This window comes from Streptomyces sp. NPDC031426, from assembly GCF_055581585.1.
In genome coordinates, this window is the sequence record NZ_JBVIJE010000009.1 from 367169 (window position 1) to 384045 (window position 16877).

Consider the following 16877-nt stretch of genomic DNA (forward strand, 5'->3'; position numbering starts at 1 on the left):
ACGCCGCCCGGCCCGCACACGGCGGCCCCCGGCCCCACCACGACTGTGCCACGAGATGCCCCGGCGGGCAGGACGTGCGCTTGTGCACGCCCCCGGCCGACTCACCCCCGGCCCTTCGGCTTCCCCGGAGGTGCCGGGGGCGGCGGTGGAGGGGGCGGCGGTGGCCATTCGGTGCCGTCGGAGCCCTGCGAGCGCTCACCCCGCCGGGCCGGGGGACGGCGCCGGGGCGGCGGGGGAGCGGAGCCGAGCGGGCGGGCGATGGTCGGAGCGCCGTACATGTCGTCCCCGGCGGGCCCCGGCCCGGCACCCGGCGCCTCCTCGCGCAGGTCCCGCGGCACCTGAAGGTCCTCCGGCACCTGGAGATACGGATTCGTGTCCGGGTTCGGCGGACGGTACGGCGCGCTCGGCGCATACGGCCCGACACCGTCGCCGCGTCCGGAACCACCGGCGCCCCCGCGCCCGCCACCACGGTCACCCCCGACCGCCACGCCCCCCGGCACCCCGCGAGCCGCCCGAGCCGCCCAAACCGCCCGTCCCCCCGCCGCCCCCGTCGCCCAGGCCGTCAGGGCGCCGATCGCCCCGGCGCCCGCGCCCCACGCCGCGCCGAGGAGCAGGGCCATGCCGAGGCGGCCGTGCAGTTCGAGGCCGGCGTCGAAGGCGTCGAAGCCGAGCACGGACAGGGACGAGGCGACGGACACGCCCGTCAGCCAGGCGAGCAGGGGCAGGGCGAGGGCGGTGGTGATGCCCAGGCGCAGTCCGCACCGCGCGGCGAAACCCAGGGCGCTGTCGGCCTGCCGCACCACCGGCGTGCGGACCGCCGTCAGGACGCCGGCCAGCAGCATCGCCAGGGCCGCGGCCAGGGCCAGCAGCCACACCCGGCCGTCCAGGTCGGCCAGCCGGCCCAGTGTCACGGGCTGATCGGTGTGCGCTCCGAGGAGCTGGTCCAGCGGGCGGGGGAGGGACCTGCCGAGGACGCCGGAGGCGTGGCCGTCCCAGGGGACGAACAGACCGAGGGGCAGGCCGAGCCAGACCCCGTTCGGCGCGCCGAGCAGGGCCGCACCGGCGATCTGCCCGGGATGGTCGTCGCCGATCGCCGCGTACGCCGCCGCCGCGAGCCCCGCCGCCACGGCCACCAGCAGCACGGTGACGAGCGCCGAGACCGCCGGCCGTACCACCCGGTGCACGGCGGACCAGCCCGGTGGCAGGGGAGCGCGGCGGGAGGCGAGCAGGGCGAGCAGCAGGACGCCGGCACACCAGAGCGCGCCGCCGAGCAGCGTGGCCGTCGTGTCCACGGTGAAGCCGACCGCGGCCCTGGCATGGACGAGGTCACCGATCCGGCCCGGCAGCAGTCCGCTCACGTCGCCGAGGCCGGGGATGCTCAGTCCGCCGCCTCCGTCGCCGCCCGTGCCCGGCAGCTTGTCCAGCCCGAGCGAGCCGCCGTCGATGGTGACGACGTCGTGACCCGCCCAGGCGAGACCGCCCAGCAGCGCGACGAAGAGCGCGACCACCGTGCCCGCGCGGGCGAGGAGTTCGGCGGGCGCGACGACAACTCCGGCCCTGCGCAAGGACCGTAGGAAGAACCACGACAGCAGCAGGGCACCGGCCAGGCTCACCCCGAGTGGCGTGATCTCGATGGCAGCGTGGGCCGCGGCGCCCTTCAGTCCGAAGGCGGACACATCGCCCGACGACGTGACCGAGCCACCCACCCCCAGCGCCACAACTGCCGCCGTCATGGTGCCGAGTGAGCCGGCCGCGTCCGCCTTCAGCAGGTGCAGGCCGAGCGCGGCCGTGCCCGCCATACCGATCAACGCCCAGCTCACCGCGGCGATCGCGGACAGCAGGACGTCCTTCCAGGGCACCGACGTGGCACGCGGCGCGGTCTCGGTGCTCGTGGCAGACCTCATGGCAGACCCCCCGATCCGCGGCGCGGCACCGGAGCCGCGCTTGTCCCCCTCGCCGGGATTACCACTCTCCGGCCCGGTTTCAACCCCGTCAACGGGGCGAGTTGAAGCGTGCGCGGGCGCCCGTCGACAAGGCCCGGGTTTCGGTCAGCGGGCCGGGCCTGAAATAGTTCCCCCCGATGTTCGACATCCCTAGACTCCCTGTGACGGGGGTAATTCGGGGGACAACTCAGTGGGGCATGGAGTGCCGGAACTCGTACTGGAATCAAACGGACGGACCTGGACGTTGGACCCGTCCAGGCCCTACACCCTCGGCCGCGATCCGCAGGGTGACATCGTCTTCGACGACGCCAGGGTGTCCTGGCGGCACGCCACGGTCAGCTTCGACGGCCGCAGTTGGGTCATCGAGGACCATGGCAGCACCAACGGCACGTTCGTGCAGGGCCGGCGGATCCAGCAGATGGAGATCGGGCCGGGCGCGTCGCTGCACCTCGGCAACGCGACCGACGGACCGCGGCTGAACCTGTCGGGCGCCACGGCCGGTCGGCAGCAGCCGGCGCCGTACGCCGCGCAGGGCGCCGGAGCGCCGGGCTGGGCCCAGCAGGCCCCCGCCTCGCAACAGGCCGCGCAGCCGCAGGCACAGGCCCCGCAGCAGGCCGTACCACACCAGGCTGCCGCGGGAGCACAGGCTCCACAGCAGGGCTGGCAGCAGCAGGCGCCCGCGTTCCCGCAGCAGCAGGCCGGGCCCGCGGACCAGTACGCGCAGAAGACGCCCGGTGATGGCGCGGGGGCGCCGCCGGTCTACGGCGACCGCAGCCCGACCACGTTCCACCAGTTCGCCGTCGGCCGGGTGATGCGCATCGGCCGTGCCCTGGAGAACGACCTGGTCGTTTCCGACCTCCAGGTCTCCCGGCACCACGCCGAGTTCCACGCCACGCCCGACGGCCGGCTGGAGATCCGCGACCTCGGCTCGCACAACGGCACCTACGTCAACGGCCAGCCGATCCCCAAGGGCGGCTCGGTGCAGTTGGGTCCGGCCGACATCGTCGGCGTCGGCCACTCCACCTTCCGGATCGTCGGCGACCGGCTCGAGGAGTTCGTCGACACCGGCGAGGTCTCCTTCTCCGCGCGCCATCTGACCGTCACGGTCGACGGCGGCAAGCAGATCCTGAAGGACGTCTCCTTCGGCGTGCCGGAGAAGTCCCTGATCGCGGTCATCGGCCCGTCCGGCTCCGGCAAGTCGACCCTGCTCAAGGCGCTCACCGGCTACCGGCCCGCCAACCAGGGCGAGGTCCTGTACGACAACCGCAACCTGTACAAGCAGTTCGCCGAGCTGCGCCAGCGCATCGGTCTGGTCCCGCAGGACGACATCCTGCACAAGGAGCTGACCGTCAAGAAGGCCCTGAAGTACGCGGCCAAGCTGCGCTTCCCGGCCGACACCACCGCCGCCGAGCGCGAGGCCCGCATCGACGAGGTGCTGCGCGAGCTCAAGCTCGACATCCACAAGGACAAGAAGGTCACCTCGCTCTCCGGTGGCCAGCGCAAGCGTGTCTCGGTGGCCCTGGAGCTGCTCACCAAGCCGTCGCTGATCTTCCTGGACGAGCCGACCTCGGGTCTCGACCCGGGCATGGACCGCGATGTCATGCAGCTGCTGCGCGGCCTCGCCGACGACGGCCGTACGGTCCTCGTGGTCACCCACTCGGTGGCCGAGCTGGCGCTGTGCGACAAGCTGCTGGTGATGGCGCCGGGCGGCGCGGTCGCCTACTTCGGCCCGCCGGAGGAGGCGCTGAACTTCTTCGGCTACGACAGCTGGGCCGATGTCTTCTCCGCCTTCGAGAACTACCGCGACTACGACTGGGCGGGCCGCTGGAAGGGCTCGCAGCACTACCAGATGTACGCCGCGGACGTGGACTCGGTCGCCCCGCAGGCCGTACACATGCCTCCGCCGCAGGCCATGAAGCCGCCCAAGCCTCAGGGCTGGGGTTCGCAGCTGATGACCCTGGTCCGGCGCTATGTGTCGGTCATCGTGTCCGACAAGGGTTTCCTGGCGCTGACGGTGATCCTGCCGGCGGTGCTCGGCGCGGTCAGCCTGCTGATCGACCACAAGAGGGGCCTGCTGGTCAACGCGGCGATCAACCCGAGGACCGGCACGCACATCCCCAACGGCACCGCCACCACCGTGCTGCTGATCCTCGCGGTCGGCGCGTGCTTCGCGGGCGCCGCGAACTCCGTGCGCGAGCTGATCAAGGAACGGGTGATCTACGAGCGGGAGCGCGCGACCGGCCTGTCCCGGTCGGCGTACCTGATGTCCAAGGTGGTCGTGCTCGGCGCCGTCACGGTGCTGCAGGGCCTGATGGTCGGTGTGATCGGCTTCTCCAGCCGTGAGATCCCGGACCAGGGTGTCGTGCTCGGCGGTTCCACCCTGTTCGAGCTGTGCGTGCCGATCATGGCGCTCGGCTTCACCTCGATGATGGTCGGCCTGGTGATCTCCTCGCTGGTGAAGACCGCCGAGAAGACCATGCCGCTGCTCGTGATGTTCGCGATCATCCAGGTCGTCTTCACCGGCTGCCTGTTCACCCTGCACGGGACGCTCGGCGTCAACGAGTTCTCGTATCTGATGCCGTCGCGCTGGGCGGTGGCCGCGGCCGGTGCCACGCTGGACTTCAACAACATCGCCCCGAACGCCGACGACCCCGGCAACACCGATCCGCTGTGGAACCACACGGCCGGGGCCTGGACGCTGGACATGGTCGCGCTGATCGCGCTCGGCGTGGTCTGCGGCTTCCTCGTGGCCCGCTTCCTGCGTCGCCATGAGCCGGAGGTCATGCGCAAGTAACCGTGCCGGTACGACGCGAAGGGCGGCACCCCGCGAGGGGGTGCCGCCCTTCGGCGTCACGTGTCAGAGGTCCGCGCCAGACCTCAGTACGCGCTGTTGACGTTGTCCATCGAGCCGTACCGGTGCGCCGCGTAGTTGCAGGCGGCCGTGATGTTGGCGACCGGGTCGTAGATGTTCCACGAGGTGCCGGACACGTGGTACGCGCGGAAGGTCGGGTCGATGACCTGGAGCAGACCCTTGGACGGGATGCCGTTCTGGGCGTTGATGTCCCAGTTGTTGATGGCCATCGGGTTACCCGAGGACTCACGGATGATGTTGCGGTGCAGACCGCTGTAGGAGCCCGGGATGCCGTGCTGCTTCATGATGTCCAGCGCCTGACGGATCCAGCCGTCGAGGTTGTTGGCGTACGTCTTCGCGGCGACCGGCTGCATGTCGATCCGCTGGGCGGAGCGGCTGGCGGCGTCCTTGGCGGCACGGTCCTGCGCGGCCTTCTTGGCGGCGTCGGCGGCGGCCTGCTGCGCGGCGGCCTTCTTCGCGGCCTCGGCGCGCTGCTTGGCGGCGGCGGCCTCGTCGGCGGCCTTCTTCTGCGCGGCGAGCGTGTCGAGCTTGACCGTCTCGGGGGCGAGCTGGTCGGTGACCGTGCCCTTGACGTTCTTCAGCGTCTTGCTGGTGGCGACCTGGGCGGCCGTGGCCGGGGCGCCGGTGGTGACGGTGTCGGCGCTGCTCGGGACGGCCGAGGCGGCGATGGCGGCGGTGCCGAGAGCGGCGACGCCGGCGATGGCGAGCTTGTGCTGCTTGGTCAGGGCACTATGAGCACGGTTGAGGATGTTCTTGGGCATGGCTTGATGGACCTCTTCGATAGCGCGGAGGTCGCTCCTGCGTCCGCCGGGGGAATCGGCTCCTCCCACACGAACGCCGCGGGCCGGTGACCCACGGCGCTGAGCGACGAGAGCAATTCTTAGCTGGCGCAAAATTCCCTGGCAAAGATGTGACGTACGATCCTGCTTAGTGGATCGCAGAACGGCAAAACGGGACAGACTGGGCCGTCTGTCCCGTTCATACGGGGATGCTTTATCTCCTATGTCCGTTCGTACGTGACGTGGACCCTATGTGCGGGCTCACATCGGAGACGGATGAGTCTCACCGGGAGTTGCCATCGCAATGCTCTGTGTGAGGCCTCTCCGTCGGGAGGATGAGATGTACGTCGCCGAACTCGTGCCACAGGTAGCGCCCCCGGAGCGCCTCCTCGTAGGCACGGTCGACCGCGGCCCGCCCCGCGACCGCCTCCAGCATCAGCAGATGCGAGGCCTCGGGCTCGTGCAGCCCGGTCAGCAGCCCGTCCACCACCCGCACCCCGCGCTCGGGCGTCACGACCAGCTCCGTCCATCCCTCGGCCGCCCGCACCACCCCGTCCGTCCCCGCCGCCGACTCCACGGCCCGCACGGCGGTCGTACCCACGGCGATCACCCTGCCGTCGCCCGCCCGCACGGCGTTGATCAGTCGCGCCGAGGCCTCCGGCACCGAGAACCGCTCCGGATACGGCGGCTCGTGCGCCTCCGCCGACGCCACCCCCGTGTGCAGCGTGATCGGCGCGAACCGCACACCCCGGCTCACCAGCTCCGCCACCAGGGCCGCGGTGAAGGGGCGCGCCGCACTCGGCATCTCCGCACTGCCCGATCCGTCCGGCGACGGCAGCGCGAACACCGTCTGGTACGCCGACAGCGGCTGCTCCCCCTTTGTATAGGAGTAGCGAATCGGCCGCCCGTGCACGCGCAGCATCCCGAGGACGTCCACGTCCGCCCGGGCCCACCACAGCCGCTGCCCGCGCGGGCTCAGCGGCTCCTGGAGCACCAGCCGCCCCGCTCCCGGCAGCACCACCTCCGTATCCGCACGCGTGCCCGTACGCGCGCGCGTGGTACCCCGCCCGTCCGGTTCCCGCAGCTCGACCGCCCACCGGCCGTCGTCCCCGCGCGTGGAGAAATGCACCACCACGCGCGCGTGCCCGACCCGCCCGTCCACCGCCGCGGCCAGCGTGGGCGAGGTGTTCACCACCAGCAGGTCCCCGGCCCGCAGCAGCAGCGGCAGCTCCGGGAACACGTGATGGGTCACCTCTGTACCGCGCGACACCAGCAGCCGTACGGCGTCCCGGCCCAGCCCCGGACCCCGCTGCTCGGCGGGCACGCGCGCGGACAGCTCCTCCGGCACCCTCCCCCACTCCCGACTCCGCTCGAGCGGGGGGACCCCCATGCCGGTCCTCATCGCCGCTCCAGCAGGGCCGGCGCCGCGTACCTCCCGCTGGCCGGCCGCTCGTCCAGCAGGCGCAGGAACGCCGGTACGACCGTGGCCGGCGCCGGACGCGGACCGTCGTCACCGGGTACGGCCGCCACGTACAGTTCCGTCGCCATGTCCCCGGGATCCACCGACCACACCCGCAGGCCGGGCTCCTCCACGCCCAGCACCGCCGCCAACTGGTCCAGGGCCGCCTTCGAGGCGCCGTAGCCGCCCCAGGTCGCGTACGCCTCGGCCGCCGCGTCCGAGCTGACCGCGACCACCGTCCCGGTCGGCGACTCCCGCAGCAGCGGCAGCGCCGCACGGACCAGGCCGAGCGCGGCGACGACATTCACCTCCAGCGCCCGCCGCAGCCCCTCCAGGGGCAGCTCGGCCAGCCGTACCAGCGGCTCCGCACCCAGCGCGCTCGCATTGCTGACCAGCAGATCGACCCCGCCCAGCCGGCGCGCGGCCGCCACCAGCGCGGCCCGGTGCCCGGCATCCGTCACATCCCCGGCCAGCGCCGCCACGCGCGTGCCCTGCCCGGCGACGCTCTCCGCCGCCTCCTTGAGGGCCTCGGCGCCCCGGGCGTCCAGCACCAGATCCCAGCCTCGCGCGGCCAGCGCCGCTGCGAGCGCCCGCCCCAGGCCCTTCGAAGCCCCCGTGATGATCGCAACCGGCATGACTACCGTCCCCTCGTCGCTCACCGCCCTTCGCCGAGCGGTGACCACACCGTAGGAACGGCGCCGTCCCGGCCGCCTCGGACGCGGGCCGCACACCGCGGGGGCCCTTCGACGTACACCGCACGTCCGGGGCCCCGGGACCTAGACCGGCCGCCCTAGGACCAGCGGACCGGGCCCCGCCGCCACAGGTCCGATCCGCTTGTCGGACCCCGCCGGTACCGTGAGGGCATGAGTCAAGGCCCCCGGTCCGGCCTCGCCGCGGTCAGTGCCGCGCTGCTGGCCATGAGCAGGCATCTGGAGGTGCGCGACGTCCTCAAGACGATCGTCGCCTCCGCCCGCGAGCTGCTGGACGCCCAGTACGCCGCCCTCGGCGTCCCCGACGACCACGGCGGCTTCGCCCAGTTCGTCGTCGACGGCGTCAGCGACGAGCAGTGGCGTGCCATCGGGCCGCTCCCTCGCCAGCACGGCATCCTCGCCGCGATGCTGCGCGAGGCGAAGGCCGAGCGCCTCGCCGACGTGCGCCAGGACCCCCGCTTCGAGGGCTGGCCGACCGCGCACCCGGACCTGGCCGACTTCCTCGGCCTGCCCATCCGCGACGGCGACGAGGTCATCGGCGCGCTCTTCCTCGCCAACAAGAACTGCCCCAAGCCGGAAGGAAGCTGCGGCTTCACGGAAGAGGACCAGGAACTGCTCTCCATCCTCGCCCAGCACGCCGCCATCGCCCTCACCAACGCCCGGCTCTACGAACGCAGCCGCGAACTCACCATCGCCGAGGAACGCTCCCGCCTCGCCCATGAACTGCACGACGCGGTCAGCCAGAAGCTCTTCTCCCTGCGCCTGACCGCCCAGGCCGCGGCCGCCCTCGTCGACCGCGACCCCGCCCGCGCCAAGGGCGAACTCCACCAGGTCGCCATGCTCGCCGCCGAGGCCGCCGACGAACTGCGCGCCGCCGTCGTGGAGTTGCGGCCCGCCGCCCTGGACGAGGACGGCCTCGTCGCCACCCTGCGCACCCAGACCCAGGTCCTCGACCGCGCCCACACCGCGCGCGTGACCTTCACCGGCAACGGCTTCCGCGCGCTGCCCGCCGCCCAGGAGGAAGCCCTGCTCAGGGTCGCCCAGGAAGCCCTGCACAACGCACTGCGCCACTCCGGCGCCGCACACGTCGACGTGAGCGTGCAGCGGCGCGGCAGCGGAGCCGTGCTGCGCGTCACCGACGACGGCAGCGGCTTCGACCCGAAGGCCGTCCGCCGTGCCGGACGCCACCTGGGCCTGGTCTCGATGCGTGACCGCGCGAGCGGGGTCGGCGGCACGCTGACCGTGGAGTCGGTGTCCGGCAAGGGCACCACGATAGAGATGGAGGTCCCCGGTGGCTGACGCGATCAGAGTGCTGCTCGTCGACGACCACCAGGTCGTCCGCCGGGGCCTGCGCACCTTCCTGGAGGTGCAGGACGACATCGAGGTCGTCGGCGAGGCCGCCGACGGCGCCGAGGGAGTCGCCCGGGCCGAAGAACTGCGCCCGGACGTCGTCCTGATGGACGTCAAGATGCCGGGCATGGACGGCGTCGAGGCCCTGCGCCGGCTGCGCGAACTCGACAACCCCGCGCGCGTGCTCATCGTCACCAGCTTCACCGAACAGCGCACGGTCGTACCGGCCCTGCGCGCGGGCGCCGCCGGATACGTCTACAAGGACGTGGACCCCGACGCCCTCGCCGGCGCCATCCGCTCCGTGCACGCCGGCCACATCCTGCTCCAGCCCGAGGTGGCCGGCGCCCTGCTCACCCAGGAGGAGGCCAACTCCGGCCAGAGCAGAGGCGGTTCGCTAACCGACCGGGAGCGCGAGGTGCTCGGCCTGATCGCGGACGGCCGCTCCAACCGCGAGATCGCCCGCGCCCTCGTCCTGTCCGAGAAGACCGTCAAGACGCATGTCTCCAACATCCTGATGAAACTCGATCTCGCGGACCGCACCCAGGCCGCGCTGTGGGCCGTGCGACACGGGGTGACCGGCTGAAACGCCATGCCCGGGGCGTTGGCCCACGGCAACACGGAGGGTTCCGCTCCGGACCGAGATTCATACCGTCGTGGGAATGTCACCTGGATGGCGCATCCTCCGGCGATCTCCGCCGTTCTCCAGTGCGTGCCGCGGCGAACCGCCGCGGTGACCGCTAGGAGGGGTTGAAAGTGAAGAACCTGAAGAAGGCCGCGGCCGTGACGATGGTGGCCGGTGGCCTCGTGGCCGCCGGAGCGGGCATGGCCTCCGCCACGACCGGCAGCTGGGCCGGCGGCGAGGCCCACTGCTCCCCGGGCGTCGTTTCGGGCAACGTCGTCCAGGTCCCGGTGCACGTCCCGGTGAACGCGGTCGGCAACAGCGTGAGCGTCATCGGCGTGCTGAACCCGGCCTTCGGCAACCTCGGCCTCAACCACTGAGGTCCGGCCGACACCGACCACAGGCCTCCCGGTGCCCGCCGGGGGGCCTGCCATGTGCGGTTCGGTGCCGGCGCCCCCACAACCCGGTTACCGGGCTCCCCGCTCCCGCTCCTCCACGATCGAGTTGTACGCCGCCACCTGCGCTCGCCTCGCCGTCCGCTCGACGGGCCGCAACGCCTCCGCACGCGCCGCCATCTCGCTGGAACTGACCGCACCACCGTGCCCGTTGCCGTACGCCAGCGACACCAGCAGCGCGACCCGCTGCGCCAGCTCCAGCACCCGTACCGCACGCGGCGGATACCCCGGCGCCAGCACCTCCCGGCCGCGCTCGGCCCGCGCCCGGTACGCGTCGATCGCCGCCTCCGCCACCGGACCCGCCCCGGCGACGTCCAGCTTCGACAGCACCTCGGTCGCCTCGCGCAGCGCCTCCGCCAGCTCCCGCTCGGCCTCGCCCAGCGACGGCACATCGGCGGGCGGCGCCTCCCGCACCGGCAGCACCTGCCAGATCACCTCAGCATGCACATCACCCTCCGGCCCGGCCTCGTACACCTCAGGCACCAGCCCGAACGCGGTGCCGTAGCAGACCACCGCCTCCTCGGCCTCCAGCGCCCGCGCATTGAACTCGGGCGGACCGCTCAGCCCCAGCGGATGCCCCGGCGCCGGCAGCGCGACCCGCAGCCCGGTAGCCCCCAGCGTCCGCAGCCGCCCCAGGGCCAGCGTGAGCCCGACCTGCGCGGACTCCCCGGGCAGCCCCTCCACCCGGTGCACGGTGTCCTCGCCCACGATGGCGAGCGCGGCGTCATCCGGAGAGACAAGTCCGGCCAAAAGGGCATTTCCCCAAGCGGCGAGGCGTCCTGAACGCGGTTCCGTGAGCATGCTCCCACCCTAAGGACCGGACCGATGGAATGGAGCGGGGCACTCGTGGCGTAGATTTCATAGGGGCTGCGCCCACAGGCGCGGCGGACCGAGCCACAGGCGTACGCGGCAGCCGAGACCGGCCACACTGCAAGGGGAGACAACGCGCTCATGAGCGATGTTCTGGAGCTTCAGGACGTATCCGTGGTCCGCGAGGGCCGGGCTCTGGTGGACCAGGTCTCCTGGTCGGTGAAGGAGGGCGAGCGCTGGGTCATCCTCGGACCCAACGGCGCCGGCAAGACCACCCTCCTGAACGTCGCCTCCAGCTACCTGTTCCCCAGCAAGGGCACCGCAACCATCCTCGGCGACACCCTCGGCAAGGTCGACGTCTTCGAGCTGCGCCCCCGCATCGGCGTGGCCGGCATCGCCATGGCCGAGAAGCTCCCCAAGCGCCAGACCGTCCTGGAGACGGTACTGACGGCCGCGTACGGCATGACCGCCCACTGGCAGGAGGAGTACGACGAGGTCGACGAGCAGCGCGCCCGCGCCTTCCTCGACCGCCTCGGCATGAGCGACTACCTCGACCGCCGCTTCGGCACCCTCTCCGAGGGTGAGCGCAAGCGCACCCTGATCGCCCGCGCCCTGATGACCGACCCCGAGCTGCTCCTGCTGGACGAGCCCGCCGCCGGCCTCGACCTCGGCGGCCGCGAGGACCTGGTCCGCCGCCTCGGCCGGCTCGCCCGCGACCCCATCGCCCCTTCGATGATCATGGTCACGCACCACGTCGAGGAGATCGCCCCCGGCTTCACCCACGTCCTGATGATCCGCCAGGGCAAGGTCCTCGCCGCCGGCCCGATCGAGCTCGAACTCAGCTCCCGCAACCTCTCCCTCTGCTTCGGCCTCCCGCTCGTCGTCGAGCAGGTCGGCGACCGCTGGACGGCTCAGGGCCTGCCCCTGTCCTGACCCTTCGTCCGAGGCCCCCCGAGCCCCTGCCGAGGCCTTCCCGAGCCCGCCCCGGTCCCTTTCGCGCCCTGTCCGCCGCCCGACCCCGGCCCTACCATGACCGTGTGAACGACATCGACGCATGGGTGTGGTGGCTCGTCGGCGCGGCGGCGCTCGGAATCCCGCTCGTGGTCACCGCCATGCCGGAGTTCGGCATGCTCGCGGTGGGAGCCATCGCGGCCGCCGTCGCCGCGGGCCTCGGTCTGGACGCCGTGATCCAGGTCCTCGTGTTCGTCGTCGTCTCCGTCGCGCTCATTGCCGTCGTCCGCCCCATCGCGGCCCGGCACAGCAGACAACTCCCCCGACTCGCCACCGGAGTCGACGCCCTGAAGGGCAAGCAGGCGGTCGTCCTGGAGCGCGTCGACGGCTCCGGAGGCCGCATCAAGCTTGCGGGGGAGATCTGGTCGGCCCGCGCCCTCGACACCGCCCGCGCCTACGAAGTGGGCCAGGAGGTGGACGTCGTGGAGATCGAAGGGGCCACCGCCATCGTCATCTGAGGCATCATGCCCACGAGTTGGGCGATGGTCTGTCAGACTCGACCAGCAAGATCTTCTACAACCACGAGATCTGCCGAAGGCGCCGAGGCGGAGAGGGGTACGGGGAACACGATGGAACCGGTCATCATCGTCCTGGTCATTCTGGTGGTGTTGGTCTTCATCGCCCTGATCAAGACCATCCAGGTCATCCCACAGGCCAGCGCCGCCATCGTCGAGCGCTTCGGCCGCTACACACGCACCCTGAACGCGGGCCTGAACATCGTGGTCCCGTTCATCGACACCATCCGCAACCGCATCGACCTGCGCGAACAGGTCGTCCCCTTCCCGCCGCAGCCGGTGATCACCCAGGACAACCTGGTGGTCAACATCGACACGGTCATCTACTACCAGGTGACCGACGCCCGCGCGGCCACCTACGAGGTCGCCAGCTACATCCAGGCCATCGAGCAGCTGACGGTCACCACACTCCGCAACATCATCGGCGGCATGGACCTCGAACGCACCCTGACCTCCCGCGAGGAGATCAACGCCGCCCTGCGCGGCGTCCTCGACGAGGCCACGGGCAAATGGGGCATCCGCGTCAACCGCGTGGAACTGAAGGCCATCGAACCGCCCACCTCCATCCAGGACTCGATGGAGAAGCAGATGCGCGCCGACCGTGACAAGCGCGCCGCGATCCTCACCGCCGAAGGTACGCGCCAGGCCGCCATCCTCACCGCGGAGGGCGAGAAGCAATCCCAGATCCTGCGCGCCGAGGGTGAGGCCAAGGCCGCGGCCCTGCGCGCCGAGGGCGAGGCCCAGGCGGTCCGTACGGTCTTCGAGGCCATCCACGCCGGCGACCCGGACCAGAAGCTCCTGTCCTACCAGTACCTGCAGATGCTCCCGAAGATCGCCGAGGGCGACGCCAACAAACTATGGATCGTCCCCAGCGAAATCGGCGACGCCCTCAAGGGCCTCTCCGGCGCGATGGGCAACTTCGGCCCCCTGGGCGGCGGCGGCCAGGGCAACGGCGGAGCCAACGTCCCCGCACAGAACAACGGCCCGGGCACGGAGCGCCGGGAGAAGCCGAGCATCGACTGAGGGCGTCCATGTGAACGCCGGGTTCCTCCCGCGCCCTTCACGGGCGCGGGGAACTGCGCGAGAAACCAGGGACCACCGGTAGCCGGCGTATGTCACAAGCTCCTACGGCGACTGGTCAGGCGGCATCCCGAGCCAACCAGTCCGGCAGAGCCTCGAACTCCTCGGCGCCCAGAGCCAGAAGCATCGCGTCCGCTGGAGTCGGCTCAAAAGGCTGACGCAGCAAAGCCATACCGGCCTCCTCAGGAGTCCGGTTGGCCTTCCGATGATTGTCCTCCGCACACGCGGCAACCGTATTCAGCCATGTGTCCTGCCCACCCTGCGCCCGCGGCACCACATGGTCCACGGTCGTCGCCCTGCGCCCGCAGTACGCGCACCGGTGCCGGTCCCGGACCAGCACCCCACGCCTCGACCACGGGGCTTGTCTTCGGAACGGCACCCGTACATACCTGCACAGCCTGATCACCCGGGGCGCGGGTATGTCCACATCGGCCCCACGCATGCGCAGTTCGGGATGGGCCTGCTCGACGACGGCCTTGTCCTGGAGCACCAGAACGACGGCTCGATTCAACGTCACCGTCGACAGCGGCTCAAAGCTCGCGTTCAGTACCAGCGTGTCCCGCATCCAGCCCACCTCCCGTGCGCATCTGCCCACCCCCCGGCGGGCTTGGATCAACTCTGGACGGGCGCGCCGAGATGGACAACGCAATAAAAAATGCCCGCCTCCGATCACTTCCAAGACCGGAGGCGGGCAAACGTTCAATGAACGCTCGGCTGAATCCGTGCGGTGCGGTCAGCCCTGTGCGGGGTTCTCGTACTCACCGATGAGCTGGGCACGGGCGAGCGTGTGGAACCGCAGATTGAAGCCGACGACGGCCGGAGAGACGTCGGCATCCGGACCGAGCTTCTCCTGGTCCACCGCGTACACCGTGAAGACGTACCGGTGCGGCCCGTCCCCGGGCGGCGGCGCGGCGCCACCGAAGTCCTTCGTCCCGTAGTCGTTGCGCACATGCACCGCGCCCTCGGGCAGGCCCTCGAACTTGCCGCCGCCCGCACCCGCCGGCAGCTCCGTCACGGAGGCCGGGATGTCGAACAGGACCCAGTGCCAGAACCCGCTTCCGGTCGGCGCGTCAGGGTCGTAGCACGTGACGGCGAAGCTCTTGGTCTCCGCGGGGAAACCCTCCCAGCGCAGATGCGGCGAGGTGTTGCCCTCCGCGTGCACCTGGTCGCTCTTGAGCGTCGCACCCTCCTCGATGTCCGCGCTCGTGACCGTGAACGACGGCACGGGGGGATGGAAGTCATGGGGGAGCGGCCGCCGCTTGAGCTCGGTCACCTCGGTACCTCCTGATCGATGATCTGGAACCAGCAGTCCCCGAGCCTAGAACCAGTTGCGCTTGCTGCCGACCTCGGACAGCCACTGGTTCAGATAAGCCGCCCAGTCGGTCCCCATCCAGTCGTTCAGACCCACCTGGAAGGACCGGTAGGTGTCCGAACCCTCGCTGAACAGACCCGGCTTCTTGTCCATCTCCAGCACGACGTCCATCGCGTGCTCGTCGGCCACGAAGCTCAGCTCGACCTGGTTCAGACCCCGGTACTGGGACGGCGGGTGGAACTCGATCTCCTGGTAGAAGGGCAGCGTCTGCCGCGTGCCCCGGATATGACCGCGCTCCATGTCCGCGTTCTTGAAGCGGAAGCCCAGCTGGATGAAGGCGTCCAGGATGGCCTTCTGCGCCGGCAACGGGTGGACGTTGATCGGGTCCAGGTCGCCGGAGTCCACGGCCCGGGCGATGGCCAGCTCGGTTGTCACCCCGATGTGCATCCCGCGCAGCGCCTGCCCGTCGATCATCGTGACCGGCGTCTCCCAGGGGATCTCCAGACCGAACGGCACCGCGTGCACCGCACCCGCCTGCAACTCGAAGGCACCACCGAGCCGCACCTTGGTGAACTCGATGTCCTGCTTGTACTCCTGGTCGCCGCTCTCCACCTCGACCTTGGCCTGCAGACCGACCGACAGCCCCTCGATGTCCTGGTTCACGGATCCGCCCTGGATCCGCACCTCACCCTGGACGACACCGCCCGGCACCACATTGACCTCGGTCAGCACCGTCTCGACCGAGGCCCCGCCGGCCCCGAGGCTCGCGAGCAGCTTCTTGAACGCCATTGACTCTCCCTTTACGAAGGAACCTCGACCCTACAAACGCCATCCGCCCCCGAGCGGTTCCGCCGGCGCGATCTCCCGTCTGCATTACCCTCGGACGGCATGATCGCGCCCCCGGACCGTACGCCACTGCCCAGAGAGTTCTTCGACCGCCCGGTCCTGGAGGTGGCGCCGGACCTCCTCGGCCGCATCCTGGTGCGTACGACCCCGGACGGCCCGATCGCCGTCCGCCTCACGGAGGTCGAGGCGTACGACGGCCCGAACGATCCCGGCTCACACGCCTACCGTGGCCGTACCGCCCGGAACGAGGTGATGTTCGGTCCCCCCGGACACGTGTACGTCTACTTCACCTACGGCATGTGGCACTGCATGAACCTCGTCTGCGGTCCCGAGGGCCGGGCGAGCGCCGTACTGCTCCGCGCCGGTGAGGTCGTCGACGGCGTGGAGCTGGCCCGCAAACGGCGAGTTTCGGCCCGGAACGACAAGGAACTGGCCAAGGGCCCGGCCCGCTTGGCGACGGCCCTGGAAGTCGACCGCGCCCTGGACGGCACGGACGCGTGCGCCTCCGGCGAGACCCCGCTGCGGATGCTCACCGGTACGCCGGTAGCCGCTGACCAGGTACGAAGCGGCCCCCGCACCGGAGTCGCCGGCGAAGGCGGGAACGGCGACATCCATCCCTGGCGTTTCTGGGTGGCGGACGACCCGACGGTGAGCCCCTATCGGGCCCACGTCCCGAGGCGGCGCCGAAGTTGACGCGCCCCACGAAGGTGCGTAACGTATCCCGAGCCGCTGAACCGGGTACGGTGATCGCCTGCAGCCGGAGCGGCCAACCCACTACTTAGCTACATCCCCTCAGCGGGGTCGGTTTTGGCGCGCCCGCGTGCCCGAATTCGAACTCGCGAGACTCGATTATGAGTCGCCGAGAGAATGAGCTAACGTAGTGAATGTCGAAAGGGCGGACGGCGAAAGCCGAAAACCCCGAAGACATCCCGCCGACAGGGAATCGGATCGAGAAAAGATCTGATAGAGTCGGAAACATCGAAGGGAAGCGCCCGGAGGAAAGCCCGAGAGGGTGAGTACAAAGGAAGCGACCGTTCCTTGAGAACTCAACAGCGTGCCAAAAATCAACGCCAGATTAGTTGATACCCCGTCTCCAGCATCTGCTGGGACGAGGTT

The 16877-nt window shown here is 70.8% G+C and carries 16 protein-coding genes; 8 read left to right on the forward strand and 8 right to left on the reverse strand.

Annotation, left to right across the window (positions count from 1 at the left end; all coding sequences use genetic code 11):
• Window positions 1-101 precede the first annotated feature (101 nt).
• Complete coding sequence (locus ACZ5NH_RS21615) at window positions 102-1904, reverse strand: streptophobe family protein (RefSeq protein WP_468777382.1); 1803 nt, start codon at window positions 1902-1904, stop codon at window positions 102-104.
• A gap of 241 nt (window positions 1905-2145) precedes the next feature.
• On the opposite strand from ACZ5NH_RS21615, the gene ACZ5NH_RS21620 reads away from it, so the two are divergent.
• Window positions 2146-4737, forward strand: coding sequence for an ABC transporter ATP-binding protein/permease (locus ACZ5NH_RS21620; RefSeq protein ID WP_468777384.1), 2592 nt, complete (start codon window positions 2146-2148; stop codon window positions 4735-4737).
• A gap of 83 nt (window positions 4738-4820) precedes the next feature.
• On the opposite strand, the gene ACZ5NH_RS21625 is transcribed toward ACZ5NH_RS21620, so the two are convergent.
• From ACZ5NH_RS21625 to ACZ5NH_RS21635, 3 genes are all read right to left on the reverse strand, one after another.
• Window positions 4821-5576: a transglycosylase SLT domain-containing protein gene (locus ACZ5NH_RS21625; RefSeq protein ID WP_468777385.1), complete on the reverse strand. Its 756-nt coding sequence runs from the start codon at window positions 5574-5576 to the stop codon at window positions 4821-4823.
• 301 nt (window positions 5577-5877) lie between these two features.
• Entirely contained in the window at window positions 5878-6996 is a 1119-nt protein-coding gene (locus ACZ5NH_RS21630; RefSeq protein WP_468777387.1) for an S-adenosylmethionine:tRNA ribosyltransferase-isomerase, read from the reverse strand.
• Window positions 6993-7688, reverse strand: coding sequence for an SDR family NAD(P)-dependent oxidoreductase (locus tag ACZ5NH_RS21635; protein WP_468777388.1), 696 nt, complete (start codon window positions 7686-7688; stop codon window positions 6993-6995). Before ACZ5NH_RS21635 ends, ACZ5NH_RS21630 begins: the two co-directional genes overlap by 4 nt.
• Before the next feature lie 228 nt (window positions 7689-7916).
• Between ACZ5NH_RS21635 and ACZ5NH_RS21640 the strand changes: the two genes are divergently transcribed.
• From ACZ5NH_RS21640 to ACZ5NH_RS21650, 3 genes are all read left to right on the forward strand, one after another.
• Window positions 7917-9062 carry a GAF domain-containing sensor histidine kinase gene (locus ACZ5NH_RS21640; RefSeq protein WP_468777390.1) on the forward strand — a complete coding sequence of 382 codons (1146 nt, stop codon included), beginning with the start codon at window positions 7917-7919 and terminating at the stop codon, window positions 9060-9062.
• Entirely contained in the window at window positions 9055-9696 is a 642-nt protein-coding gene (locus tag ACZ5NH_RS21645) for a response regulator (protein ID WP_388634787.1), read from the forward strand. Before ACZ5NH_RS21640 ends, ACZ5NH_RS21645 begins: the two co-directional genes overlap by 8 nt.
• A 170-nt stretch (window positions 9697-9866) precedes the next feature.
• Complete coding sequence (locus ACZ5NH_RS21650) at window positions 9867-10112, forward strand: chaplin (protein ID WP_388634785.1); 246 nt, start codon at window positions 9867-9869, stop codon at window positions 10110-10112.
• 87 nt (window positions 10113-10199) lie between these two features.
• On the opposite strand, the gene ACZ5NH_RS21655 is transcribed toward ACZ5NH_RS21650, so the two are convergent.
• Window positions 10200-10988 carry a hypothetical protein gene (locus tag ACZ5NH_RS21655; protein WP_468777392.1) on the reverse strand — a complete coding sequence of 263 codons (789 nt, stop codon included), beginning with the start codon at window positions 10986-10988 and terminating at the stop codon, window positions 10200-10202.
• 150 nt (window positions 10989-11138) lie between these two features.
• On the opposite strand from ACZ5NH_RS21655, the gene ACZ5NH_RS21660 reads away from it, so the two are divergent.
• The 3 genes from ACZ5NH_RS21660 (at window position 11139) to ACZ5NH_RS21670 (ending at window position 13546) form a co-directional block, all read left to right on the forward strand.
• The gene (locus ACZ5NH_RS21660; RefSeq protein WP_208901649.1) at window positions 11139-11930 is read left to right on the forward strand and encodes an ABC transporter ATP-binding protein; all 792 of its coding nucleotides are present in this window, start codon (window positions 11139-11141) and stop codon (window positions 11928-11930) included.
• Window positions 11931-12034: 104 nt separating this feature from the next.
• Window positions 12035-12466, forward strand: coding sequence for an NfeD family protein (locus ACZ5NH_RS21665; RefSeq protein WP_388634781.1), 432 nt, complete (start codon window positions 12035-12037; stop codon window positions 12464-12466).
• 111 nt (window positions 12467-12577) lie between these two features.
• The gene (locus tag ACZ5NH_RS21670; protein ID WP_055710140.1) at window positions 12578-13546 is read left to right on the forward strand and encodes an SPFH domain-containing protein; all 969 of its coding nucleotides are present in this window, start codon (window positions 12578-12580) and stop codon (window positions 13544-13546) included.
• A 115-nt stretch (window positions 13547-13661) separates the two neighbouring features.
• Here ACZ5NH_RS21670 and ACZ5NH_RS21675 read toward each other — a convergent pair whose 3' ends face one another.
• From ACZ5NH_RS21675 to ACZ5NH_RS21685, 3 genes are all read right to left on the reverse strand, one after another.
• Window positions 13662-14168, reverse strand: a complete 507-nt coding sequence (locus ACZ5NH_RS21675; RefSeq protein ID WP_356310418.1) for an HNH endonuclease — start codon at window positions 14166-14168, stop codon at window positions 13662-13664.
• Between the two features lie 168 nt (window positions 14169-14336).
• Window positions 14337-14876 (reverse strand): YbhB/YbcL family Raf kinase inhibitor-like protein, encoded by a 540-nt coding sequence (locus ACZ5NH_RS21680; RefSeq protein WP_451004296.1) that lies wholly within the window; start codon window positions 14874-14876, stop codon window positions 14337-14339.
• Window positions 14877-14921: 45 nt separating this feature from the next.
• A complete protein-coding gene (locus ACZ5NH_RS21685; RefSeq protein ID WP_388634775.1) occupies window positions 14922-15704 on the reverse strand; it encodes a sporulation protein in 783 nt (260 codons plus the stop codon).
• A gap of 99 nt (window positions 15705-15803) precedes the next feature.
• Between ACZ5NH_RS21685 and ACZ5NH_RS21690 the strand changes: the two genes are divergently transcribed.
• Window positions 15804-16454: a DNA-3-methyladenine glycosylase gene (locus ACZ5NH_RS21690; protein WP_388634773.1), complete on the forward strand. Its 651-nt coding sequence runs from the start codon at window positions 15804-15806 to the stop codon at window positions 16452-16454.
• Window positions 16455-16877: the final 423 nt, after the last annotated feature.